The sequence below is a fragment of the Lichenihabitans psoromatis genome (assembly GCF_004323635.1).
GTDB lineage: Bacteria > Pseudomonadota > Alphaproteobacteria > Rhizobiales > Beijerinckiaceae > Lichenihabitans > Lichenihabitans psoromatis.
Genome location: NZ_CP036515.1, coordinates 2,610,892 through 2,632,892, shown reverse-complemented (window position 1 = coordinate 2,632,892; position 22,001 = coordinate 2,610,892). Strand labels below are relative to the sequence as shown.

The 22,001-nt window shown below is 63.8% G+C and carries 19 protein-coding genes and 1 pseudogene; 10 read left to right on the top strand and 10 right to left on the bottom strand.

Annotated features, from left to right (window positions below):
- Positions 1–135 precede the first annotated feature (135 nt).
- From EY713_RS12250 to EY713_RS12220, 7 genes are read right to left on the bottom strand one after another with little or no spacing between them, the layout of a single operon-like run.
- The gene (locus tag EY713_RS12250; protein ID WP_131115226.1) at positions 136–1,716 is read right to left on the bottom strand and encodes a GMC family oxidoreductase; all 1,581 of its coding nucleotides are present in this window, start codon (positions 1,714–1,716) and stop codon (positions 136–138) included.
- The gene (locus EY713_RS12245) at positions 1,709–2,779 is read right to left on the bottom strand and encodes a branched-chain amino acid ABC transporter permease (RefSeq protein WP_131115224.1); all 1,071 of its coding nucleotides are present in this window, start codon (positions 2,777–2,779) and stop codon (positions 1,709–1,711) included. Before EY713_RS12245 ends, EY713_RS12250 begins: the two co-directional genes overlap by 8 nt.
- The gene (locus tag EY713_RS12240; RefSeq protein ID WP_131115222.1) at positions 2,776–3,666 is read right to left on the bottom strand and encodes a branched-chain amino acid ABC transporter permease; all 891 of its coding nucleotides are present in this window, start codon (positions 3,664–3,666) and stop codon (positions 2,776–2,778) included. The genes EY713_RS12245 and EY713_RS12240 overlap by 4 nt, the downstream gene beginning before the upstream one ends.
- A gap of 2 nt (positions 3,667–3,668) precedes the next feature.
- Positions 3,669–4,388 carry an ABC transporter ATP-binding protein gene (locus EY713_RS12235; RefSeq protein ID WP_131115220.1) on the bottom strand — a complete coding sequence of 240 codons (720 nt, stop codon included), beginning with the start codon at positions 4,386–4,388 and terminating at the stop codon, positions 3,669–3,671.
- Positions 4,381–5,175 (bottom strand): ABC transporter ATP-binding protein, encoded by a 795-nt coding sequence (locus EY713_RS12230; protein ID WP_131115218.1) that lies wholly within the window; start codon positions 5,173–5,175, stop codon positions 4,381–4,383. Before EY713_RS12230 ends, EY713_RS12235 begins: the two co-directional genes overlap by 8 nt.
- Before the next feature lie 16 nt (positions 5,176–5,191).
- Entirely contained in the window at positions 5,192–6,490 is a 1,299-nt protein-coding gene (locus EY713_RS12225; protein ID WP_131115216.1) for an ABC transporter substrate-binding protein, read from the bottom strand.
- Between the two features lie 39 nt (positions 6,491–6,529).
- Positions 6,530–7,951, bottom strand: a complete 1,422-nt coding sequence (locus EY713_RS12220) for an amidase (protein ID WP_131115214.1) — start codon at positions 7,949–7,951, stop codon at positions 6,530–6,532.
- Positions 7,952–8,142: 191 nt separating this feature from the next.
- Here EY713_RS12220 and EY713_RS12215 point away from each other — a divergent pair, with 191 nt between their 5' ends.
- The 5 genes and pseudogenes from EY713_RS12215 to cyoD all read left to right on the top strand — a co-directional run bounded on the left by EY713_RS12215 (position 8,143) and on the right by cyoD (position 13,014).
- Complete coding sequence (locus tag EY713_RS12215; protein WP_131115212.1) at positions 8,143–8,508, top strand: hypothetical protein; 366 nt, start codon at positions 8,143–8,145, stop codon at positions 8,506–8,508.
- A gap of 325 nt (positions 8,509–8,833) precedes the next feature.
- The gene (gene cyoA, locus EY713_RS12210) at positions 8,834–9,733 is read left to right on the top strand and encodes a ubiquinol oxidase subunit II (protein ID WP_245572701.1); all 900 of its coding nucleotides are present in this window, start codon (positions 8,834–8,836) and stop codon (positions 9,731–9,733) included.
- Positions 9,734–9,735: 2 nt separating this feature from the next.
- Positions 9,736–11,739 (top strand): cytochrome o ubiquinol oxidase subunit I, encoded by a 2,004-nt coding sequence (gene cyoB, locus EY713_RS12205; protein ID WP_165491114.1) that lies wholly within the window; start codon positions 9,736–9,738, stop codon positions 11,737–11,739.
- Positions 11,736–12,427 (top strand): annotated as a pseudogene (locus tag EY713_RS12200) (cytochrome (ubi)quinol oxidase subunit III). Before cyoB ends, EY713_RS12200 begins: the two are co-directional and overlap by 4 nt.
- Positions 12,424–13,014, top strand: coding sequence for a cytochrome o ubiquinol oxidase subunit IV (cyoD, locus tag EY713_RS23425; protein WP_131115206.1), 591 nt, complete (start codon positions 12,424–12,426; stop codon positions 13,012–13,014). Before EY713_RS12200 ends, cyoD begins: the two are co-directional and overlap by 4 nt.
- 112 nt (positions 13,015–13,126) lie before the next feature.
- On the opposite strand, the gene araH is transcribed toward cyoD, so the two are convergent.
- From araH to EY713_RS12180, 3 genes are read right to left on the bottom strand one after another with little or no spacing between them, the layout of a single operon-like run.
- The gene (gene araH, locus EY713_RS12190) at positions 13,127–14,074 is read right to left on the bottom strand and encodes an L-arabinose ABC transporter permease AraH (protein WP_131115204.1); all 948 of its coding nucleotides are present in this window, start codon (positions 14,072–14,074) and stop codon (positions 13,127–13,129) included.
- Positions 14,071–15,576 (bottom strand): L-arabinose ABC transporter ATP-binding protein AraG, encoded by a 1,506-nt coding sequence (gene araG / locus EY713_RS12185; RefSeq protein ID WP_131115202.1) that lies wholly within the window; start codon positions 15,574–15,576, stop codon positions 14,071–14,073. Before araG ends, araH begins: the two co-directional genes overlap by 4 nt.
- A 10-nt stretch (positions 15,577–15,586) precedes the next feature.
- A complete protein-coding gene (locus EY713_RS12180) occupies positions 15,587–16,573 on the bottom strand; it encodes an arabinose ABC transporter substrate-binding protein (protein WP_131115200.1) in 987 nt (328 codons plus the stop codon).
- A gap of 343 nt (positions 16,574–16,916) precedes the next feature.
- Here EY713_RS12180 and dgoD point away from each other — a divergent pair, with 343 nt between their 5' ends.
- From dgoD to EY713_RS12155, 5 genes are all read left to right on the top strand, one after another.
- Positions 16,917–18,089, top strand: coding sequence for a galactonate dehydratase (dgoD, locus tag EY713_RS12175; protein WP_131115198.1), 1,173 nt, complete (start codon positions 16,917–16,919; stop codon positions 18,087–18,089).
- 5 nt (positions 18,090–18,094) lie between these two features.
- Positions 18,095–18,868 carry an SDR family oxidoreductase gene (locus EY713_RS12170; RefSeq protein ID WP_131119633.1) on the top strand — a complete coding sequence of 258 codons (774 nt, stop codon included), beginning with the start codon at positions 18,095–18,097 and terminating at the stop codon, positions 18,866–18,868.
- Positions 18,861–19,658, top strand: coding sequence for a FadR/GntR family transcriptional regulator (locus tag EY713_RS12165; RefSeq protein WP_165491113.1), 798 nt, complete (start codon positions 18,861–18,863; stop codon positions 19,656–19,658). Before EY713_RS12170 ends, EY713_RS12165 begins: the two co-directional genes overlap by 8 nt.
- 371 nt (positions 19,659–20,029) lie before the next feature.
- Positions 20,030–21,049, top strand: coding sequence for an LLM class flavin-dependent oxidoreductase (locus EY713_RS12160; protein WP_131115194.1), 1,020 nt, complete (start codon positions 20,030–20,032; stop codon positions 21,047–21,049).
- 160 nt (positions 21,050–21,209) lie between these two features.
- Positions 21,210–21,917, top strand: a complete 708-nt coding sequence (locus EY713_RS12155) for a L,D-transpeptidase (RefSeq protein WP_131115192.1) — start codon at positions 21,210–21,212, stop codon at positions 21,915–21,917.
- Positions 21,918–22,001 lie beyond the last annotated feature (84 nt).

Below are 22,001 nucleotides of genomic sequence, written 5' to 3'. Positions count from 1 at the left end.
TCGCCCGGTTCGATCGTCAGACCCGGCGGGAAGAACGTCGCGGCATTGCCGGTGTCGTGCCACAGATAGAGTTCATGGAAGTTCCAGCCTGTCGCCATCCGCCTGTCCCTTTTCGTTTCGGCCCTTTCGGGACTGTCAGCTCAAGATCATCTGCGCGGCGCGCTCGGCGATCATGATGGTCGGCGCATTGATGTTGCTCGACACCATCTTGGGGATGACGGAGGCGTCGGCGATCCGCAGACCTTCGAGCCCGCGCACCTTCATGCTGAAGGGATCGACGACCGCCATCGGGTCGGTCCCCATCCGGCAGGTGCTCGAGGGATGATAGAGCGTGGTGCAATGCCCCCGGACGTAATGTCCGATCGCTTCGTCGCTCTCGCATTCGACGCTGGGCGGCAACTCGCCCGCCAGGATCTCGGCAAGCGGTGATTGGGCAGCGATGCGCCGACTGATCCGCACACCCTCCACCATGGTCGACAGGTCGGTGCCGCTCGGGTCACTGACGAAGTAGCGCGGATCGATCATCGGGGCTTGTATCGGGTCGTCCGATCGCAGTCGGATCTCGCCGCGGCTGTTGGGGCGTTGCAGCGTCGAGTGGAACGTGATGCCCGAGCCGGAATGCAGAAAGCGGGCATAGTCGCGATGGCTGCTCGCCGCGCCGTAGAGCTGAAGATCCGGCTCGACATCGGGCCGACTCTTGACGTGGCCGCCGGCCGCGACCCAAGCCGAGGTCCGCAGGCCGGTGCGGTTCTCCTGCCAGGACTTGAGCGAGCTGTCCCAATCGTCCGCCGTCAAAGCGCCGATCCCGATCTCCTGATTGGCCGCGAAGGTGATCGGGATGTTGATGTGATCTTGCAGGTTCTTGCCGACGCCAGGCAGATCGTGAAGGGGATCGACCCCGACCTGTCGCAGTTCATCGGCGGGCCCGATCCCGGACAGAAGCAGAAGGTGGCAGGAGCCGATCGCGCCGGAGGTCAGCACCACCTCCGAGCTTGCGTAGACGGTGTTCAATCGCGCCTTGTCGAGATATTCGACCCCCACGGCGCGGCCCTTCTCGACAAGGATGCGCGTGACCGTGACGCCGGTCTTCACGGTCAAGTTGGGCCGGTCGAGAACTGGCCGCAGATAGGCCTTTCCGGTCCCCCAGCGCTCGCCGTTGCGGATCGTGAACTGGAAAAAGCCGACGCCTTCCTGGTCGGGGCCGTTGAAATCGGTGTTGAGCGGGTAACCGGCCGCCTGCGCGGCTTCCAGCCAGAGGCGCTCACCGCGATCGACATAAGCGACATCGCTGATATGGAGCGGTCCGCCGACGCCGTGCAGCGTATCGTTGCCGAGGCGCTGATTATCCTCGCAGGCTTTGAACACTGGCAACACGTCCTGCCATGCCCAATTCGGGCAGCCGAGTTTGGCCCAGCCATCGTAATCCGACGGCAGGCCGCGCATGTAGATCATGGCGTTGAGCGCGCCAGATCCGCCGATCATCTTGCCGCGTGGCCAAAAGATCCGACGGCCGCGGCAACCCGCCTGCGGTTCGGTATGAAAGCCCCAATCGGACGAGGTGTTGAACATCGTCACCCAATCGGAGGGAATGTCGGAGGCGAGTGGCGCGGCGCCACCGGCTTCCAGCACCAGCACGTTGCGGCCTGGATCCGCACTCAGGCGATTGGCCATCACACAGCCGGACGAGCCGGCCCCGAGGATGATCGTGTCATACATGGCCAGTCTCCGTGACGGGGGTGGATGATCGCATCCGGCGATCGCGCAGCCAGCGGCGAGCATCGCCAAGGCGTCCGAGTAGCCCGTTGGGCATCAGCACGATCGAGGCCGCGATGATGAGGCCGAGCCCCAAGGTGCGGAACTCGCCCGCTTCTCGCATCCCTTCGTCGGCGACCATCAGCACCAGCGTGCCGACGAGCGGCCCCCAGAAGCTGCCGACCCCTCCCACCACCGTGGCCGCGATGATGAAGAGCAACTGCGAGAGCGACAGGATACCGGGGCTGATCGCCTGGAAATGCACCGCGTAGAAGCCGCCCGCGAGCCCCGTGAAAAATGCCGACAGGCCGAAGACGAAAAGCTGCGCCTGAAACCGGTTGACGCCGCGCGCGACCGCATAGCCGGGATTGTCCTTGAGGGCCCGAAACGCGAGGCCGATCGGGCTGGCGATGATCGCATAGGTGCACGCCATGGTGACCGCGAACAGCATGCCGATGATGGCGTAATTGCCGACGAGATACCGGCTTTTCAGCCAGGCGCGGGTGCCGAACTCCCCGAACCGGGCAAAGCCCACAGCACCGCCGGTAAATTGGCGGCACGCCGAGCCGACCATGCGGAAACAATCAGTATCGGTGACGATCAGCACGTAGAGGGCCTGCGCGATCGCGAGCGTCAGCAGGGCGACGTAAACACCCGACAGCCGCAGGCAGGCGAGGCCGATGACGAGGCTGAACAAGGCAGCGCCGAGAGCGCCGAGCGGGATCGCGACCCAGATGCCGAGCCCAAAATAGACGCAGAGCATGGCGGTGACGTAACCGCCAAACCCGAAGATCGCCATCTGGGCCAACGAAAACACGCCGGAATAGCCGAACAGCAGATTCCATTGTGACGCCACCGTGGACAGGAACAGCATCAGGATGATCTGACCGAGAATGTAGCGGCTCTCGACCACGAAGGGCACCGCCACGAGCGCCGCGATGACGACGAGCGCCATGACGATGTCGCCGACCGGGAGCGCGCTCCGACCCTCCTGCCGCGAGGGGGCGATTGCGGCGTTCCGGCTCATAACCGCCTCGTCTGGACACGGCCGAACAAGCCCGAGGGACGCCAGATCAGCACCACGATGACGAGCAGCAGCAAGACCGGGAAGCCCCAACGCGCGCCCGCACCGAATTGCACGAAGGCTTCGACCAGGGCGAGCACGAAGGCCGAGACGACCGCGCCTGGAAGATTGCCGAGGCCGGCCACCACGCACATGATGAACGCCTTCAGCATGGGGTCGCCGCCGAGCGGTGGGCTGAGTTGGGTGATCGAACTCACCAGGACGCCGCAGACACCAGCCAGCAGCCCCGACAGCATCAGCACCTGGAGATAGACGCGTCCCGTCGGCACGCCCATCAGTTGAGCCGCCTCGCGGTTCTGCGCCGTGGCCCGGATCGCCCGACCCATGCGGGTGCGCGCCAGGAGCCAGGCGACGAGCCCCATCATGACCAGCGACACGCCGACGATGGCGACGTTCTGAACCGGGATCTCCGACACACCGATCCGGATAAGGCCATCCATGACGACCGGCTGGCGGAGGGGCTGGCCGCCATAGACATGCAGGATTGCGTTTTCGAGCGCGATCCCGATGCCGACGGTGGCGATCAGGACGTTGGTCTCGAAGGTGGCGACCGGCTGGCGGAGAAGTTGGCGCACCACGGTGCCGTAGAGCACGGCGCCTGCCGCGACCCCGACCAGGATCGCACCGACAAAGCCGAAGGGCGCCGGCAGACCAAGGGTCGTCACGGTCGAATAAGCCGCATAACCGCCCAGCGCCAGCAAGGCGCCATGCGCCATGTTCAGCATCCCCATCGAACCCCAGACCAAGGCCAAGCCGATGGTCGCGAGGGCATAGATGGCGCCATTGGTCAGCCCCGCCGTGAGGATCGCGATCAGCGTACTCAGGCCCATGCTCAGCCCCCCAAATAGGTTGCGAGAAGTTCGTCGCGGGCCATGAGATCGTCCGGCAGTCCCGACCAGACAAACCGGCCGTTGTCGAGGAGATGGATGCGGTCGGCCAGTCCAATCACGCGCGCCGGGTTTTCCTCCACCAGAAGGATCGAGCGGCCCGACGCTTTCAGATCGGCGATGACCGCATAGATCTGTTCGATGACGAGGGGCGCCAACCCGAGCGAGGGCTCGTCGATCAGCATGACGCGGCCGCCCATCATCAAGCCCCGGCCGATCCCAACCATGCGCCGCTCGCCGCCCGACAGGGTCGAAGCCAGCTGCCGACGCCGCTCGGCGAGTTTTGGAAGCCGGACGAAGACCTCGTCGAGACGCTCGGCGATGACGTGGCGGTCGCGTTCGGCATAGGCCCCCATCTGCAGGTTTTCTTCGACGCTCATCTGCGGAAACAGCATGTCGCCCTGCGGGACGTGGGCGACGCCCCGCGCCGCGATGATGTCCGGTCGCAATCCGCCGAGCGAGGCGCCGTCGAGCGTGATCTCGCCCTGACGGAGACCGACCAGCCCTGAAATGGTCTTGAGCAGGGTCGTCTTGCCGTGCCCGTTCGGCCCCACGACCGTGATCAGGTGTCCGGCCTCGACCACGAGCGAGAGACCATTGAGCACAGGAGGACCGGCATAACCGGCCACCACATCGGTGAGCGTCAGGGCGGGCCGATCAGCCATCGACGCGCTGCTCCGCGAAGAAGCGCTTGAGGCGCCGGGTCGCGCCCGCTCCGAGATAGGTTTCGACTACCACGGGATCGTCCGCCACCGCGTCCGGTCGACCCTCGAAGATGATCTGGCCATGGTGCATGATCATGACGCGGGTCGATAGTTGCAGCAGGAAGCGCATCACATGCTCGATCAGCACGATGGTGATGCCCTGCGCCCGGAGGATCTGCACCAGCGCCATGATCGTATCGATCTCACCCGCGGTCAGACCGCCGACGGGCTCGTCGAGAAAGATCATGCGCGGCGCGGTCGCGACCGCGCCCGCGATCATCAGCAGCTTACGGTCGAGGACCGGCAATTGCGCCACGACGACATCGGCCTTGTCGGCGAGACAGACGAGGTCGAGCGCCGCCCAGGCGGCAGCGCGCGTCTGCGCACTGAGCCGGAACCCCGGCAATCGGCGCGGTGCGCGGCCGAAATGGGCCGCTACCTGCACGTTTTCCAGCACCGTCATGCCGTCGAAGGCAGCGTTGAGCTGGAAGGTTCGAGCGATACCGGCTTGGCAGATCACGTCGGCCCCGAGGCCGGTGATTTCCCGATCGCCGAAAAACACCCGACCGGCCGTCGCGGGCGTGAGGCCCGTTACGATGTCGAAGAACGTCGTTTTGCCGGCCCCATTGGGACCACCGATGCCCAGCACCTCGCCCTCCTCGACCAGCAGCGATACGCCATCGACAGCTTTCAAGGAGCCGAAATGACGACTGACGCCGTCGCAGGTCAGGAGCGCGGAAGCGGCCATCGGGGGTCCCGGCGCCTCAGCTCATCCAAGGTGGCATGACGAAGTTATCGGTGGCGTAAAGCGCCGGGGCGATCAACTTCGGGTCGGTCTTGTAATCCTGATGCTGCAGGAACTGATGCGGCATGCCGAGCGACGGATCGGCGACCTGAGTCGGATAGCAATAGGACGACTGACCTGCGGGATCGGTGCGCTGCACCCCATTCACCCCGCGATAGACGAGATTGCGGATTGAGGTCGCAACCTTTTGGGTCTGCTCCTTGTCGGACGGTTTGCCAGCACCGCCCGCAATGGCGGCCGCCAAGGCCCACTTCCACAGCGCATCATAGGTTTGCGAGCCCGTGATGAAGGCCGATTTCGGCCCGAACTTTTCGCGGTAGCTCTTCCGGAACGGCGCGGAAAAGTCGTCCGGCAGGCAGCCGATCACGGTCGAATAGATGACGCCGTTGATCGACTCGCCGCCGATGTCGCGGAACGCCGGCAACGAGGGACCATATTGCATGTAGATCAGGCTCTTGGTCGGCTGCGGTTTGAACTGCAGCATGAACTGCGCCAAGTCCTGGGGCAGGAAATGCGTGACCAGGATCGCGGCTGGCGGATTCTCCCGCAGCTTGGCAAGGGTCGGACCCCATTGCGTCGTGGGGAACTGCACGGTCTCGAAGAGGCTGACCTCGAAGCCGTAGTCCTGCGCCTTCGCCTTGATCGCGTTGGCGATCACGATCGCATATTCGACCGCAGAGGGGATGATGGCGATCTTCTTGTTCGGCGGCGTCCATTTGCCGGCTTTGATCAAATCGTTCAGGAAGTTGAGACAGCCCGGACCATAGTAATATTCCGGCGGATCGATCTGGAAACTGCTGTAAAAGCGGGCCGGATCAGTCTTGAACTTTTCGTTATGCGAAATTAGCGTATTCGCATGCATCATGATGATGTCGTTGTCGGCCGCGACATCCATCTCGACCATGTTGGTGCCGACATTGTAGCCGTTGATGATGGCCGGTACCGAAAACCGGTCAACGAGACGCTGCATGGACTGGCTGACGAGGTCAGCCCCCATGTCCTTCGTGTCCTCGACATGGATCTCGATCTTGCGGCCGAGAATACCGCCGGCTTCGTTGATTTCTGCCGCCGCAAGATGAAGGCCGTTCTTGAACTCGATGCCATCGGCGGCCGAAAGACCGGACATCGGCAGCGCCGCGCCGACCGGAATCGGACCGTCCGCCGCCAAGGCCTTGTCGGTGCCAAAGCTGGCCAGGGCGGCCATTCCGGCCGCGCCCGCACCGACCGAACTCCGCAACATGGAACGTCTGTCAAGCATGTCCGTGTCTCCCTCTACCACCAGCCAATTCAGCCGCCCCTACAGAAAAAAGGCGGGAAATCGTGTCTCGACATCGCGCGCGTAGCCGAGCACGCGCTCGTCCTCGCCGCGGGGCCCAATGATCTGCAGTCCGATCGGCAGACCGGCTGCGGTTCGCCCGCACGGGACGATCGCGGCGGGCTGTTGGCTGAGATTGATCGGGAAGCTGAAGCCAGCCCATTCGATCCAGCGGGTGAGGCTGCTGCCGGGCGGCACCTCGTGGGCCGCCTTGAAGGCCGGAATGCAAGTCGCGGGCGACACGACGATGTCGAAGCGCGCCAGCAAGGCGTCCATGGCCAGACCGAAGGCGGCCCGAGCCGCCATGGCCTGAACATAGCGAACCGCAGAAAACGCCTCACCCTGTGCAACGATTTCGGCAAGGCCGGAGTCCAAAGCAGACTTCTGGGCCGCCGTCAGCGCTGCGGCACGGGACGCGGCGCCGGTAAACCAGAGGACGTTGAAGATATCCAACACGTCACCGTCAGGCAGATCGATGGGCGTGACGTTCGCTCCAGCACGGGACAGTTTCTCCACGACGCCGCCGAACACCGCCGCGACCTCGGGATCGACGATGCCACAGGGTGGGGTCGACCAGACGCCGATACGCGCGCCCTCGAGGCTTCGCGGTGTCATGTCCAGTGATGGCATGCGCGCCGGCCCTTGCAGCCAATCCTTTGGATCGACGCCCGACATGGCGGCCAGCATGGAGGCCGCATCATCCACCCGCCGCGTCATCGGCCCGATATGGGCGACCGTTCCGAACGCACTCGCCGGATAGGCCGGCACCCGACCATAGCTCGGCTTCAATCCGACGATGCCCGTGAAGGACGACGGGATCCGGATCGATCCGCCGCCGTCCGTGCCAAGATGCAGGACGCCTGCACCCGTCGCGGCCGCCACGGCGGCGCCCCCGGACGATCCGCCCGGCGTGAGATCCGGATTCCATGGGTTGCGTGTGATGCCGCTCAGCGGCCCGTCGGTCAGGGCTTTCCATCCGAATTCGGGAGTCGTTGTCAGACCAATGAAGGTGACGCCCGCCGCCCGCAGGCGCGCGACCGCGGGTGCGTCGGCCTCGCAGGGAGAGGTTGGCGTGCTCGGGCTACCATAGCGGATGGGCCATCCATCGACCCAGACGATATCCTTGATGGTCGTTGTGACGCCATCGATCGGCGACAGCGGAGCCCCTTTGTGCCAGCGGGCCTCCGATTGCCGAGCAGCGGCGAGCGCGGCTGCCCGATCGATCCGCGTAAAAGCGTTGAAGCGGGCCTGGACGACCTCGGCGCGATCGACCGCCGCAGCAGCAACCTCGACCGGGGAGAGGCGACCGGTCGCATAGCTCTCCCGCAGCGACGCCGACGAGAGCCGGCAGAGCGGATCGGCATCGGATATCGGTGTCGCTTGAGCGGTTACGCCGTCGTTCACCAAAGCCTCGTCCTCCAGCTGATCGAGGGAGGCTAGCCGCAATGTGAAGGAACAGAAAATACCTTTTTGTCCGCGTCGATCGCTATAAAATGCAGTTAGAAACACCCCCGGCGGACCGCGACGCCAGCATGCGCCAGGCAACTACCCGTTCGGGTGATTGGCCGGCGCTGGAAGATTGGTTAAAAAGACGGATGACCTACCAGCGCTTGGCCCTCACGATCACGTTTGCCGCAGTTCTGCTCAGTCCCGCGAGGGCCGAGGATCAGATCATCGACGCGAAGCCGTGCCGCTTCTTTTGCCAAGCGTGGCGAAACGTGTCGCATGACGCCACCGTTGCGGCGAGTGCGCCCGTCGATCCCGGTTACATGCCGTCGGAGCCGCTCCCCGAGGCGGCAGACGGGGCAACCTTGCCTTCGATGTCGGACCTCGCCGCTTCGCCCGGAACCGTGATGGCCTTGAGTCCCGCTGAGCAACGCCAAGCCGCGCGGCAACGCGCCAAAATCAAAGGTCTTTGGCCCGAGGGTCCCGGCGGCGCGCGACAGAAAGCGGCTTACTGACGGGCGTGCGGCACCGCTGACGCATGCCAAAATCCGAACGCGATAATCGCTCCGCGATCGAATGATCCGGATGTCATCGAAAAGAGGCGCAACGGCGTTATGCCGCTGTCGGTCGCCTTTGCGCCACATTGCGTCATCCGCCAACTTCCATCAAACATCTGCGCGCGGTCGAACTCCACTCTGAAGTCAGGTGAGGCGAATGGCGAAGATCGACGATTCTCTTTCGAGCGCAGCGGGGCGACGCGCGCTTCGTCGGATCAGGCGTTTCGCGCCGCCGGCTGTCGCAATTGCGGGCGCCGCACTCCTCTCCGGATGTTCACTTCGCTTGCTTGACCCCGCCGGACCGGTCGGCGCGAGCGAGCGGACACTGCTCCTGAACGCTCTTGCGGTCATGCTCTGCATCGTCGTCCCGACCATCGTGGCGACCCTGGCGTTTGCCTGGTGGTTTCGGGCCGGCAACACCAAAGCCGAGCACCTGCCGACCTGGGCCTTTTCGGGCCGCGTCGAGATCGTGACGTGGTCGGTGCCGCTCCTGACGATTATGTTTCTGGGCGGGATCGCATGGATCGGGTCGCATGAGCTCGATCCCGCCGTCCCCCTGGCCGGGTCCAAGAAGCCGATCGAGATCCAGGTTGTTTCGCTGGATTGGAAGTGGCTCTTCATCTACCCGGACGAGAAGGTCGCCAGCCTCAACCAATTGGTGATCCCGGCTGGAACGCCGGTGCATTTCTCGCTGACCTCGTCCGGCGTGTGGAACTCGTTTTTCGTGCCGCAGCTCGGCAGCATGATCTACACGATGAGCGGAATGACGACGCAGCTGAACCTGCAGGCCGATCGGGAAGGCACCTACTACGGGATGTCGTCCCACCTCAGCGGCGAGGGATTTGCCGACATGCATTTCGACGTCAAGGCGCTGTCGGCCGACGGTTATGCCGCCTGGTTGCAGCAGGCGCATAGCGCCTCTGCGACCCTCGATGGCGAGGCCTACAATGCTCTTGCAAAGCAGAGTACGAACAATCCGCCGATGACCTATCGCGTGGCCGATGCGGACTTGTTTCAGAACATCGTTTCGCTCCGGCTGCCACCTGGGCCGGGGCCTGCGCCTCAAACAGCCTCAGGGTCCGCCCCTCACCCTGGACTGACACTTGAGCTCGGCCCGACGCCGGCGCCCGGACTTGCACAAGGCGCGCCGATCTGCGTCGGATCCCCTAAGGGAGGAAGCTGATCATGTTTGGCAAGCTTACGCTCGCGGCCATCCCGCTCGACCAGCCGATCCCGCTCGTCGCCGGGGGTGTCGTCGTCGTCGTCCTGCTCGGCGTCCTTGGATGGATCATTCTCGCCGGGCACCTGCCTTATCTTTGGAAAGAATGGATCACCTCGGTCGATCATAAGCGCGTCGGCATCATGTATGTGATCCTCGCGCTCGTCATGCTGCTGCGCGGCTTCTCCGACGCGCTCCTGATGCGCTCGCAGCAGGCGCTCGCCTTCAATTCTCCCGGCTATCTGCCGCCCGACCACTACAACCAGATTTTCTCGGCGCATGGCACCTTGATGATCTTCTTCGTCGCCATGCCGTTCATGATCGGGCTCATGAACTTCGTGCTGCCGCTCCAACTCGGCGTCCGCGATGTGGCCTTCCCGACGCTGAATTCGGTGTCGTTCTGGCTCACGGCCACGGGCGCGCTGCTCATCAATATTTCGCTCGTCGTCGGTGAATTTCAAAAGACCGGCTGGTTGCCCTACCCGCCCCTGTCGGAACTGACCTATTCGCCGGGCGTCGGTGTCGATTACTGGCTCTGGGCGCTGGAAATCTCCGGGATCGGGACGCTGATGACCGGCGTCAATTTCGTGACCACTATCCTTAAAATGCGGGCTCCCGGGATGGGCTATCTCCGCATGCCCATGTTCTGCTGGACCGCGCTCGCGACGAACTTGCTCATCATCGCCTCGTTCCCGATCCTGACGGCGGTCTCGGCCATGCTGCTGCTCGACCGCTATCTCGATTTCCACTTCTTCACCGTGGAGGCCGGTGGAAATTCCATGCTCTTCATGGCGCTGATCTGGGCCTGGGGACATCCGGAGGTCTACATCTTGATCCTGCCGGCCTTCGGGGTCTTTTCCGAGGTTGTCTCGACCTTCTCGAGCAAGCCGCTGTTCGGCTATCGCTCGATGGTGATGGCCACCATGGCGATCTGCCTCTTGGCCTTCATGGTTTGGCTGCACCATTTTTTCACGATGGGAGCGGGCGCGGACGTCAACGGCTTCTTCGGCATCATGTCGATGGTGATCGCCGTGCCGACCGGCGTCAAAATCTTCAATTGGCTGTTCACCATGTATGGCGGCAAGGTCCGTTTCGATACGCCCATGCTCTGGGCTCTCGGCTTCATGGTGACCTTCGTAGTGGGCGGCATGACCGGCGTGCTGCTCGCGGTTCCGCCCGCCGATTTCGTGCTTCACAACTCGGTGTTTCTCGTCGCCCATTTCCACAACGTGATCATCGGCGGTGTGCTGTTCGGCGCTTTTGCGGGCTACACCTACTGGTTTCCCAAAGCGACCGGCTTCCGGTTGCATGAGGGATGGGGCAAGGGCGCGTTCTGGTGCTGGCTCGTGGGCTTTTGGCTCGCATTCGGCCCGCTCTACATTCTTGGTCTGGACGGCATGACCCGCCGCCTGCAGCATTACGACGTACCCGAATGGCGTCCCTGGCTGCTGGTGGCGGCATTAGGCGCCGCGGTGATCCTGTGCGGCATCATTTGTCAGATCATCCAGCTCGTCGTCTCGATCCAGCAACGGGATGAGTTGCGCGATGTGACGGGGGATCCGTGGGATGGGCGGTCGCTCGAATGGTCGATGGCATCTCCCCCGCCGGTCTTCAACTTCGCGGTCCTTCCGGATGTCCACGATGAGGAACCCTATTGGGGGATGAAGCATAGCGCGCAGGAGCAGCATCAATTGCCCGACACGCCGGACTATGAGCCGATCGAGGTGCCGCGCAACAGCCCGACCGGCATCGTCTGTGCCTTCTTCGCGACCCTGATCGGCTTCGCGATGATCTGGCACATCTGGTGGCTCGCCATCGTTGGGCTTGTCGGTGCCTATGCGACCTTCGTGGTCTTCGCCTGGCGTGACCGGACCGAATATGAAATCCCGGCCGAAACCGTCGCACGGATCGACGCCGTTAACCGGGCGACGCGCGGCGAAGCCCTGAAAGCGCTGGAGACTGCCTCGTGAGCGCCACCTCTGCCTTCGCGCCGCCGGACGCGGGCCGCAAGCCGGCTCATGAACATGATCCCTATCGGGTTGGGCGCGGATCGGGCGGCGACAACGAGGCCACCGGCCATGGCAGCGGAGGCCCCTCGCCCAAGCGCATCGTCGTCGGCTACGGATTCTGGATCTTTATTCTTTCCGACATCATCACCTTCTCGACCTTCTTTGCGGCTTATGCGGTCCTGAAGGATAATACAGCGGGGGGCCGTCCGGAGCCCAATTGTTCGATCGCGGCAGTGTCGGGATCGAGACGGTGTTGCTTCTGCTGTCGAGCTTCACGTGTGGCATGGCGGGGCTGGCGCTGAGGTTCAAGAACCTGTTGTGGTTTCAAGTGACGATGCTGGCAACGGCGGCGCTCGGGGTCGGGTTTCTGGTACTCGAGGTGCATGAATTCGCCGGCCTCATCGCGCAAGGCGCGGGGCCGAGCCGCTCCGCCTTTCTGTCGGCGTTTTTCACGCTCGTCGGCTGCCACGGACTCCATGTCACGGTCGGCATTCTTTGGCTTCTCACGATGATGGCTCAGGTCTTCGCGAAAGGGTTTCGCGACGACATCATCCGCCGGACCGCCTGTTGGGCCCTCTTTTGGCACGCTCTCGACATTGTCTGGGTCGGCGTCTTCACGGTCGTTTATCTGATGGGAGTTAGCGCATGAGCCCGCACCACGGTTCATCGTCGCGCCCGACGCGCAAAGGGCGATGGGGCATCACCTTCGGCGTGCTCCTCGTTGGGCTGCTCGGCCTCCTGCCCCGCAAGCGCCATGCAACGGCGGCGGTCGCGGTTGGATCGGTCGACGTCGCGCGGAGCGACATTGCGAAGCCGTCCGCAACCTCGGACTCGGGCTCGCGCAGTCCCGACCGCGGGAGAACGCATCACAGGGATGCCGCTCCCGGCGAGCACCACCCGGATGAAGGAGATCTGAAATCCGGCGTCAGATCCTACGTGATCGGACTCGGACTTGCTGCCTTACTCACCGCCGGTTCTTTCTACATCTCCTCGTCGACCCTCGTGTACGGACCGGCCATATTCGTGGCCTTGATCGTCTTCGCAATCGCCCAGATCGGCATTCATCTCGTGTTTTTCTTCCACCTGACGACATCGCCGGACAATATCAACAACGCGATGGCGCTCGCCTTCGGCGTCTTGATCATCGGGTTACTGATCGGCGGATCGCTCTGGATCATGGGACACATGAACCACAACATGATGCCGATGAGCGGCATGACGCAGACGCAACCCTGACGCTCGCAGGCAGGACGGGGACCTGCGAGCGGCTTGGCGTTGAGCGCGGCGGGGAACAAACAGTTTCAATAAGCCGGGGAGGCCGTAAGCCTCCCGGTATCGGCCCTCTCGATCAGGACCGCCTTAAAGCCCGGCTTCGAAGATTGTCGAGCATGACCGCGAGAAGCAGGATCAGCCCGCGCACCAGATATTGGTAGAAGGCCTGGATATTCAGAAGGTTCATCGCATTCTCGGCAATCCCCAGGATCAGCACGCCCACCACAACGCCCGAGATGGCGGCGCGGCCACCGGCCAACGAAACCCCGCCCAGCACGCAGGCCGAGATCACCGACAATTCAAGTCCAGTCGCGGCATTAGGCTGGCCGCTGGTGATGCGCGAGGCGAGCAATACGCCGGCAATGCCGCACATCACGCCCTGGATCGCGAAGATCCAGATGCGGGTTCGCGCCACGTCGACGCCGGCGAGACGCGTCGCGTCGGGATTACCGCCGACCGCCAGCACATTTCGCCCGAACACGGTCCGATTGAGCACGAAGCCGAACGCGGCGAGGCAGAGCACCATCACCCAGACCGGGGTCGGAATGCCGAAGATCGCCGTTTGGGCGATCGAATAGAACGCCGGTTCGTTCACGCCCACGGCCCGGCCGTTGCTGGCGATCAACGCCAAGCCGCGCACGATCTGCAGCGTCGCCAGCGTCGCGATGAGCGCGTTGATGCGAAGGCGGGCGATGACCACGCCGTTCACGATCCCGACCGCCAACCCGGCGAGAAGCGCCAGCCCCACCCCGAGCGTGACACTCCCGGTCGCATTCGATCCCATGACGGCCGCCATGCCCGCGAACGCGACAGTCGAGCCGACCGACAGATCGAAATCGCGCGAGGCAAGGCAGAGCATCATGCTGCCCGAGACGATGCCGATGGTGACGACCGATTGCAGTAACCCCAGCATGTTGCGTTCGGTGAAGAAGTTCGGGACCAAAAAGGCCACGGCCGCAAAGGCGACTACGAACAACACGACGAGGCCCTGATCGCCCAGGATGAGCCGGCGCAGGTGGTTCATGAATCGTGGTCTCCTGGGAGGGCAGCGGCAAGGATGGTGTGTTCGTCGAAGGCGCCGCGTTTGAATTCGGCCACGACCTGCCCCTCGCGCATCACGAGGATGCGGTCGCAGATGCCCATCACCTCGGGCAAGTCGCTCGAGACGACGCCAACCGCAAGCCCCTTCTCGGCGAGGTCGTAGAGGATGGCGTAGATTTCGGCTTTGGCACCGACATCGATTCCGCGTGTCGGCTCGTCGACAAGCAACACCTTGACGTCAGCCTCGGCGAGCCAGCGGGCCAGGATCGTCTTCTGCTGATTGCCGCCGGACAGGTTCACGATGTCCTGTTTTCGGCTGGGCGTGCGGACACGCAGTTTTTCGATGAAGCCGTCTGCCACGCGCGCCTCTTGGGCGCGATCGATAAGCCCGAACGGCGAAAAGTGCCGCCGCGTCGAGATCACGATATTCTCCTCGACGGAGCGACCTTGAACGATGCCGTCCGCCTTGCGGTCCTCGGGGCACATGACAAGGCCGACCCCGATAGACCCCTTCGGCGTCGCCGTGACGGTTCTGCCCGCGAGCGTCACGTCACCGCCTTGGCGGGCATCGGCACCGTAAACCAGCCGAAACAGTTCGGTCCGGCCTGCCCCGACAAGGCCAAAGAAACCGAGAATCTCGCCCGCCGCGATCGAGAAGCTGGCCGGAACCGGGAGCCGTGCACCCGCGATACCGCGGACCGTCAGCACCTCGTCGCCGAGGCGGCGCGCGCGCCAACCCCAAATGTCCTGGATCTCCCGGCCGACCATGCGCTGCACGATCTCGTCGCGGGTGATCCCTGCCATCGAGGCGAAATGAGCGGCGACGTGCCCGTCGCGCAAAACGGTGGCGCCGTCGCAGAGGCGGAAGACCTCATCAAGCCGATGCGAGACGTAGAGGATGATCTTGCCACGAGCGCGCAAGCTTTCGATGAGGCGGAACAGCACCTCGCTCTCGTTGGCCGACAGCGAGGAGGTTGGCTCGTCGAGCGCGATGACCTTGGCGTCGTCCATGACGGCTTTGGCGATCTCGACCATCTGGCGTTGACCAATGGAGAGATGCACCACCTTGGTCCGTGAAGCGATGCCGCCCCCTACCGTCGCGAGCGCGGCCTCGGCTCGCTCATGCAAAGCCCGAAACGACACCAGCCCGCCCCGGTTCGGAAAACGGCCGAGAGTGAGGTTTTCGCCGACTGTGAGCTCCGGCACGAGTTGGAGTTCCTGGTGCACAACGGCGATGCCGGCCGCCATGGCGTCCTTGACGGTGGCAGGACTGAACGACGTCCCGCCCATCGTGATCGTGCCCTCGTCGGCGCGGTAGTCGCCGCCGAGGATCTTGATGAAGGTCGACTTGCCGGCTCCGTTCTCGCCGAGCAGGCCGTGCACGGTCCCGGCCGGCACTGCGAATGAGACGCCCTTGAGGGCCTGAACGCCGGGAAATCCCTTGGCGATGTTGTCAACCCGCAGCACGGGGACCTCGGCGTTCATACGATCCCCCTTACTGGATGCCGAGGCCCTGGCGCACCTTGGCATAGTCCTCCCGCGTCGCGAGTTGACCCGCCGTTTGCGTGAGCTTGGGCGGCATTTGGTCCTTGGTGATCCAGTCGAACATATCGGTCGCGGTCTCGTAGCCGTGCCGCTTGGGCGAGATGATCACGGTCGCGACGAAGCCGGTGGGCTGGCTTTTCTTGAATTCGTTGATGGCCGAATCGGCACCGCCGATGCCCACACCAATCACGTCAGCGGGCTTGATCCCGACCGACTCGGTCGCGCGAACGGCGCCGAGCACCGCCTCGTCGTTGAGACCGATGGCGGCCCAGTGCTTCACGTCGGGATGGGCGTTGATCACGGTCGTGGCGGCATTCAGCGCCGCCTCGGTGTCGGTCTTATCCTGCGGCGCGTTGAAGATATTGGCTTGCGGCAGGCCGGCCTTCAGCAGAATCGCAGTCGCGCCGTCCACCCGATCCTTGGCGGTCGGAAGCTGGTCGTAGGAGACGCGGATCACGCCGAGATCCTTGAGGTCCCAACCCCGTGCCTTCGCTTGCTCGGCAATGGTCTGGCCGACCAATTCCCCGATTTTGCTGGCCGAGATGCCCATGTGAGGCACGGCTTCGAGCGGCTTGCCCGCGCCGTCGACCAAGCGGTCGTCGACCGTCATCATCTTGAGCTTGTTGGCCTGGGCCTTGGCCGCAAGCGCCGGGCCAAGGTTGACGTCGGGCGTGCAGATGATGAAGCCCTGAGCGCCTTGCGCGCCAAGATTGTCGATGGCGGCCAAGGCTTTTTCGCCGTCCTCGGCTCCGATCTTGACGACCGTGAACCCCTTCTCCTTGCCGGCCTGGTCCGCGAATTTCCACTCGTCCTGAAACCAGGGTTCCTCGGGCTGCTTCACGACGAAACCGATTTTGGTGTCGGCCGCAAAAGCGGATCCGAGCAGGCTTCCGGCCATCAGGCCGGCCAATGTCAATGATCTGATTGCACGCTTCATTGTCAGTCCTCCTTGAGTGTCGACTGGACGTTGACCGCCCATCGTGTTCTTGGGCACCGGCCTCAGAGGCAGGCTGCCATCAACTCGTCTGGCCGGATGCCCTCAATCAAACGTCCGACGCGATTGCAGACGGCACCCGCTTGGTCGGCCAAAAACTCTCAAGTCTGCAAACACTATTGATCGTACCTAACTTGCTTTTGATACGATCAGATTGCATGCTGGGTCAAGAGCGAACGCGATTGTCCCTCAAATGCTGATTGTGCGCTGCAACAGTTCAGCGTTTGATGGATCACGAGAGACTTCCGTTAGATATGATCTAATGGAAGGCAATGAGGAGATGGGCGTGAAGATCACAGCTATTCGGACGCGCGTCGTCAATGCGGAGATGCGCAACTGGGTCTTCGTGCGGGTCGAAACCGACGTGCCAGGCCTCTATGGCTGGGGCGAGGCGACGTTGGAATGGAAGACACGCGCGGTCGTCGGCGCGGTCGAGGATCTCGCTCCCTTGGTGATTGGGCGCGATCCGCGCGACATCGAGCAGGCCGTCAGGGTCATGAAGAAGCAGTCGTTCTGGAGGCTCGGCGCCATCGGCATGAGCGCCATTTCGGGGATCGAAATGGCCTTGTGGGATATTATGGGCAAATATTTCGGCGTGCCGGTCTGGCGCCTGCTGGGCGGTAAGGTCCGCGACAAGGTGGCGGTCTATACCCACCTCGGACTGGGCGATATGCGGGCCGTCTACGAAACCATGGATGCCGATCCCCTCGTGCTGCGCGCTCAAGAGTTGATGGCGAAAGGCTATCGGGCCTTCAAGGCGGTGTTCATTCCCTACACGCATTTCCACGCGCCACTGCCTGAGGTCGACAAAGTGGGTCGGCTGATGGAGGCGCTCCGCAAGGCGGTCGGCCCGGAGATCGAGATCATGGTCGATTTCCACGGCCGACCCGCCTCCGCAGCGGCGGCACTCCCCTATATTCAAGCGCTCGAGCCCGGCCGCCCGATGTTCGTGGAGGAACCCGTACCGCCCGGCGATACGGCCGGCCTGAAGGCACTCGTCGGTCGCACGAGCATCCCGTTGGCGACAGGCGAGCGGTTGGTCGAACGCTCGGAGTTCGTCGAACTGCTGGCCGCCAACGCCGTGGCGGTGATCCAACCCGACATCTGTCATTGCGGCGGCCTGCTCGAGGCCAAGAAAATTGCGGCTCATGCGGAATCGGTGGGTGTCGGTGTTGCGCCGCATAATCCGCTCGGCCCAATCGCGGGCGTCGCGGCTCTGCATTTCGCCGTCTCGACGCCCAACCACATGATCCAGGAGGAGATGGTCGGCGCCGTTCCCTGGTATTTCGAGGTGGTCCAAGGGCCGATCCGGATGGTCGACGGCTTTTGGCAGGTGCCTGAGGCGCCCGGCCTCGGCATTGAGGTCGACGAAGAGGCCTGCGCCCGGCACCCCTATGCTCAGGAGGTGCTGCACACGCAAAACGCCGTGCTGGGCGACGGCACCGTGGTGGACTGGTGAGCCCCGTGCCCGGCCGGCTCGACGGCAAAGTTGCGATCATCACCGGAGCTGGGCGCGGCATCGGCGAGGCCACGGCACGCGCCTTCGTGCGGGAGGGCGCTTTCGTCGTGGTGGCCGAACTCGACGCGACGACCGGCGCCGCGACGGCGGCGGCTTTGTCGGCGAGCGGTTCTGCTCTTTATCTGCCCTGCGACGTGACCGACTCCGACTCGATCGACCGGGTCGTTGCGGCCACGTTGTCGTCGTTCGGCCGCATCGACATCCTCGTCAACAACGCCGGCATCAACGTGTTTCACGAGCCGTTGGACACCAGCGAGGCCGAATGGCGCCGCTGCTTTGCGGTCGACCTCGACGGTGTATGGCGGATGAGCAAAGCGGTGCTGCCCACCATGCTCGAGCGCCGCGACGGAGCCATCATCAACATCGCTTCCTCGCATAGCTTCAGCATCATCCCGGGTTGCTTTCCCTATCCGGTCGCAAAGCACGGCCTGCTTGGCCTCACCCGCGCGCTTGGAATAGACTATGCGGCGCGCGGCGTGCGCGTGAACGCCATCGCGCCGGGCTATGTCGAGACACAGATCGCAGTCGATTATTGGAACACGTTCCCGGACCCGGAGGCCGAACGTCGGCGGACCTATGACTTGCATCCCCCCAAACGCATCGGCCGACCGGAGGAAGTGGCGATGACGGCGGTGTTTCTCGCCTCCGACGAGGCCCCGTTCATCAACGCGGCCTGCATCGTGATCGATGGGGGCCGATCCGTGCTCTATCATGAGTGACGGCGCGCGGCCGATCGCCGTCGCGGCGATGGAACACGCGATGCCGCTCGACACCACCGGACAAGCCACGTTGACACCCCTCCCCGCCGAGCGCGAGGCCGGGAACGGCAGCCGCGTCCATGACTCGCTCGTCAACATCCTTGGGCGGCACATCCTTGGGGGCACCTATAAGCCGGGTGAAATGATGCCCCGCGAGGAGGAGCTTGGCGCCATGCTCGGCGTCAGCCGCACCTCGCTGCGCGAGGCCGTCAAGGTGCTCTCCGCCAAGGGGCTGGTCGAGGCGCGCCGCCGCGTCGGCGTCCGCGTCAGAGCCCGAGAAGACTGGAGCCTTCTCGACCCCGCCGTCTTAAGCTGGCATCCCAATATCCAGGATGACGCGGAACTGATGGCCGGCTTGATCGAGGCGCGTCGCATCATTGAGCCAGCGGCTGCCGAACTCGCCGCTCGGCGTGCTCAGGGCTCGGATCTGGCGGCGATCGAGGCGGCCTTCGCGGCGATGACAGCGTCGGTGCCGAATGACTTCGACCGCTACTGCAAGGCGGATCTTGCCTTCCACCGCGGGGTCATCAGAGCGAGCCACAATGTCGTGCTGCGTGGGCTGGCCGGCTTGATGGAGGCCGCGCTGAACGCCTCCTTCACGATCACCAACACGTTTATGGAACGCCAAGCTCGCGCACTCTCGGTTCATGGGCGGGTCTTGGAGGCGATCAGGATGCGGGACACGGCTGGTGCGGGCACAGCCATGGCCCGCCTGCTCGACCTCGCGGCGGAGGATCTGCACCTCGATTAGAGCGGTGGGTGAGAGGAACGGCGCGGGGCCGGTCGACGATTGACGCAATCACATCGGTGGCTGCGCGCAGACGCGACGGGACGCCGGCGAAGCCATCACGATCGTGACCCCCACGGGCGGTGGTTACGGGCCGGCGTCACGGCGAGACTGACACGTCCCGCTTCGGCACGGCGGGGTCTGACGACAGCACTCGCTTGTCTTCGTCACGCAACGAAAGCCATCCTAGTCACAGGATTGTGCCTTCTTGCAGCTTTGTGCGGCAGGCACCTTATGACGGGCATGTCGAAGCGATCGCGAGCCCCGAGAAGGTCAAGAATCTTCTCTCACAAGGGTGCCGACGAGCTTCAACCTCTCCAAACGAGGATCATCCCGTGAAGAAGATCGGCTTCTTGTCTTTTGGGCATTGGTCGCCTGCACCGCAGTCTGGCACGCGTTCGGCACGCGACGTCTTGCTGCAATCGATCGACCTCGCGGTCGCGGCCGAAGAACTCGGGGCCGATGGCGCCTATTACCGCGTCCATCATTTCGCACGCCAGCTCGCGTCGCCCTTCCCGTTGCTGGCGGCAATCGGCGCAAAGACGAGCCGCATCGAAATCGGCACCGGCGTGATCGACATGCGCTACGAGAACCCGCTCTATATGGCGGAAGATGCGGGGGCGGCCGATCTCATTAGCGGCGGCCGACTCCAGCTCGGCATCAGTCGCGGCTCGCCCGAACAGGCGATCGACGGCTGGCGCCACTTTGGCTATGCACCGGCCGAAGGCGAGAGCGATGCCGATATGGGCCGTCGCCATGCCGAAGTGTTCCTCCGGGCGTTGAAGGGCGAGGGCTTTGCGGAGCCTAGCCCTCGGCCGATGTTCCCGAACCCGCCGGGGCTGCTGCGCCTCGAGCCGCATTCGGAGGGGTTGCGAGATCGCATCTGGTGGGGATCGGCCTCGAACGCCACGGCGGTCTGGGCGGCCAAGCAGGGTATGAACCTGCAGAGCTCGACCCTCAAGGAGGATGAGACGGGCGAGCCCTTCCACGTGCAACAAGCCAAGCAGATTCGCCTGTATCGCGAGACGTGGGCGGCGGCTGGACAGACCCGGACGCCTCGCGTTTCGGTGTCGCGCTCTATCTTCGCGCTGATGAACGACCGCGACCGAGCCTATTTTGGCCAAGGCGACAGCCGCGATCAGATTGGCTACATTTCTGATGAGATGCGCGCGATTTTCGGCCGCTCCTATGCGGCCGAGCCTGACAAACTGGTCGAACAGCTCAGGGCCGACGAGGCCATTGCCGAAGCCGACACCTTGCTTCTCACCGTGCCGAACCAGCTCGGCGTCGCCTATAATGTTCACGTCATGGAGGCGATCCTGAAGCATGTGGCTCCAGCACTCGGCTGGCGCTAATGCCTCCGACGAGAGCGACCGTCGTGAACGGGAGCGACCCGCGCGGCCAAGGCGGGCGCTTGCCAGTCAAGTTCTCTGACGGCAGTCTGCTCGACAAGACGATCAGAGCGTGTATGCCTGGGTTTCATCTCGTTGGCGGCAGGACACGGAAGTCCAAATCATGATCACACACATCGGAAATGGCGGTTTGGGCGACGATAAGACTGCGACGTTTGAGCGTCGGTCTGGTCTCATCAACCGTCGATCGTTCGTGCTCGGCTCGGCCGCGGGTCTCGGCGTTCTGGGGCTCGCGGGCTGCGCGACATCCGACTTCATGAGTCTTGCGGAAGCCGAGAAGGTCTACGGGCCGGTGCCTGCAGAAAAGTTTCCCATTCCGGCGGTCGATGTCAGCAAGATCAACCCGAAATACTATCGCCGGACCGTCCGCTACGACACCAAGGAAGCGGCCGGCACCATCATTGTCGATCCCCATAATTATTACGTCTATCGCGTCGAGGGCGATGGATCCGCCACGCGTTATGGCGCCAACGTCGGCCGCGATGGTTTCCGGTGGAGCGGTGACGCTTACGTGGGACGCAAGGCCGAATGGGCGACCTGGACACCGCCCAAGGAGATGATCCAGCGCCAGCCGGAAGCGGCCAAATACGCGAAAGGCATGCCGGGAGGCCTAGAAAATCCGCTCGGCGCCCGCACGCTCTATCTCTATCAGAACGGCGCCTATACGCTTTTTACGATCTACGCCAGCAGCGAGCCAACATCGATCGGCACAGGCATCACGAGTGGCTGCGTCGGCCTGATCAGCCAAGACATGATTCACCTTTACGAGAGAACGCCGGTCAAGACCAAAGTGGTCGTGCTGGCTGCCTAAGCGCCATCGTGCCCGCTTACGCGCGGCGCAGGCGGCCAAGAGCCAAGGCTCGATCGCCGCGACGCGAAAACCGCCGCTGTTGAT

Bases quoted from the DNA above. Each gene is read 5' to 3' on its own strand.
- EY713_RS12250 (WP_131115226.1), bottom strand. From the start codon at position 1,716: ATGTATGACACGATCATCCTCGGGGCCGGCTCGTCCGGCTGTGTGATG.
- EY713_RS12245 (WP_131115224.1), bottom strand. From the start codon at position 2,779: ATGAGCCGGAACGCCGCAATCGCCCCCTCGCGGCAGGAGGGTCGGAGC.
- EY713_RS12240 (WP_131115222.1), bottom strand. From the start codon at position 3,666: ATGGGCCTGAGTACGCTGATCGCGATCCTCACGGCGGGGCTGACCAAT.
- EY713_RS12235 (WP_131115220.1), bottom strand. From the start codon at position 4,388: ATGGCTGATCGGCCCGCCCTGACGCTCACCGATGTGGTGGCCGGTTAT.
- EY713_RS12230 (WP_131115218.1), bottom strand. From the start codon at position 5,175: ATGGCCGCTTCCGCGCTCCTGACCTGCGACGGCGTCAGTCGTCATTTC.
- EY713_RS12225 (WP_131115216.1), bottom strand. From the start codon at position 6,490: ATGCTTGACAGACGTTCCATGTTGCGGAGTTCGGTCGGTGCGGGCGCG.
- EY713_RS12215 (WP_131115212.1), top strand. From the start codon at position 8,143: ATGACCTACCAGCGCTTGGCCCTCACGATCACGTTTGCCGCAGTTCTG.
- cyoB (WP_165491114.1), top strand. From the start codon at position 9,736: ATGTTTGGCAAGCTTACGCTCGCGGCCATCCCGCTCGACCAGCCGATC.
- cyoD (WP_131115206.1), top strand. From the start codon at position 12,424: ATGAGCCCGCACCACGGTTCATCGTCGCGCCCGACGCGCAAAGGGCGA.
- araH (WP_131115204.1), bottom strand. From the start codon at position 14,074: ATGAACCACCTGCGCCGGCTCATCCTGGGCGATCAGGGCCTCGTCGTG.
- araG (WP_131115202.1), bottom strand. From the start codon at position 15,576: ATGAACGCCGAGGTCCCCGTGCTGCGGGTTGACAACATCGCCAAGGGA.
- EY713_RS12180 (WP_131115200.1), bottom strand. From the start codon at position 16,573: ATGAAGCGTGCAATCAGATCATTGACATTGGCCGGCCTGATGGCCGGA.
- EY713_RS12165 (WP_165491113.1), top strand. From the start codon at position 18,861: ATGAGTGACGGCGCGCGGCCGATCGCCGTCGCGGCGATGGAACACGCG.
- EY713_RS12155 (WP_131115192.1), top strand. From the start codon at position 21,210: ATGATCACACACATCGGAAATGGCGGTTTGGGCGACGATAAGACTGCG.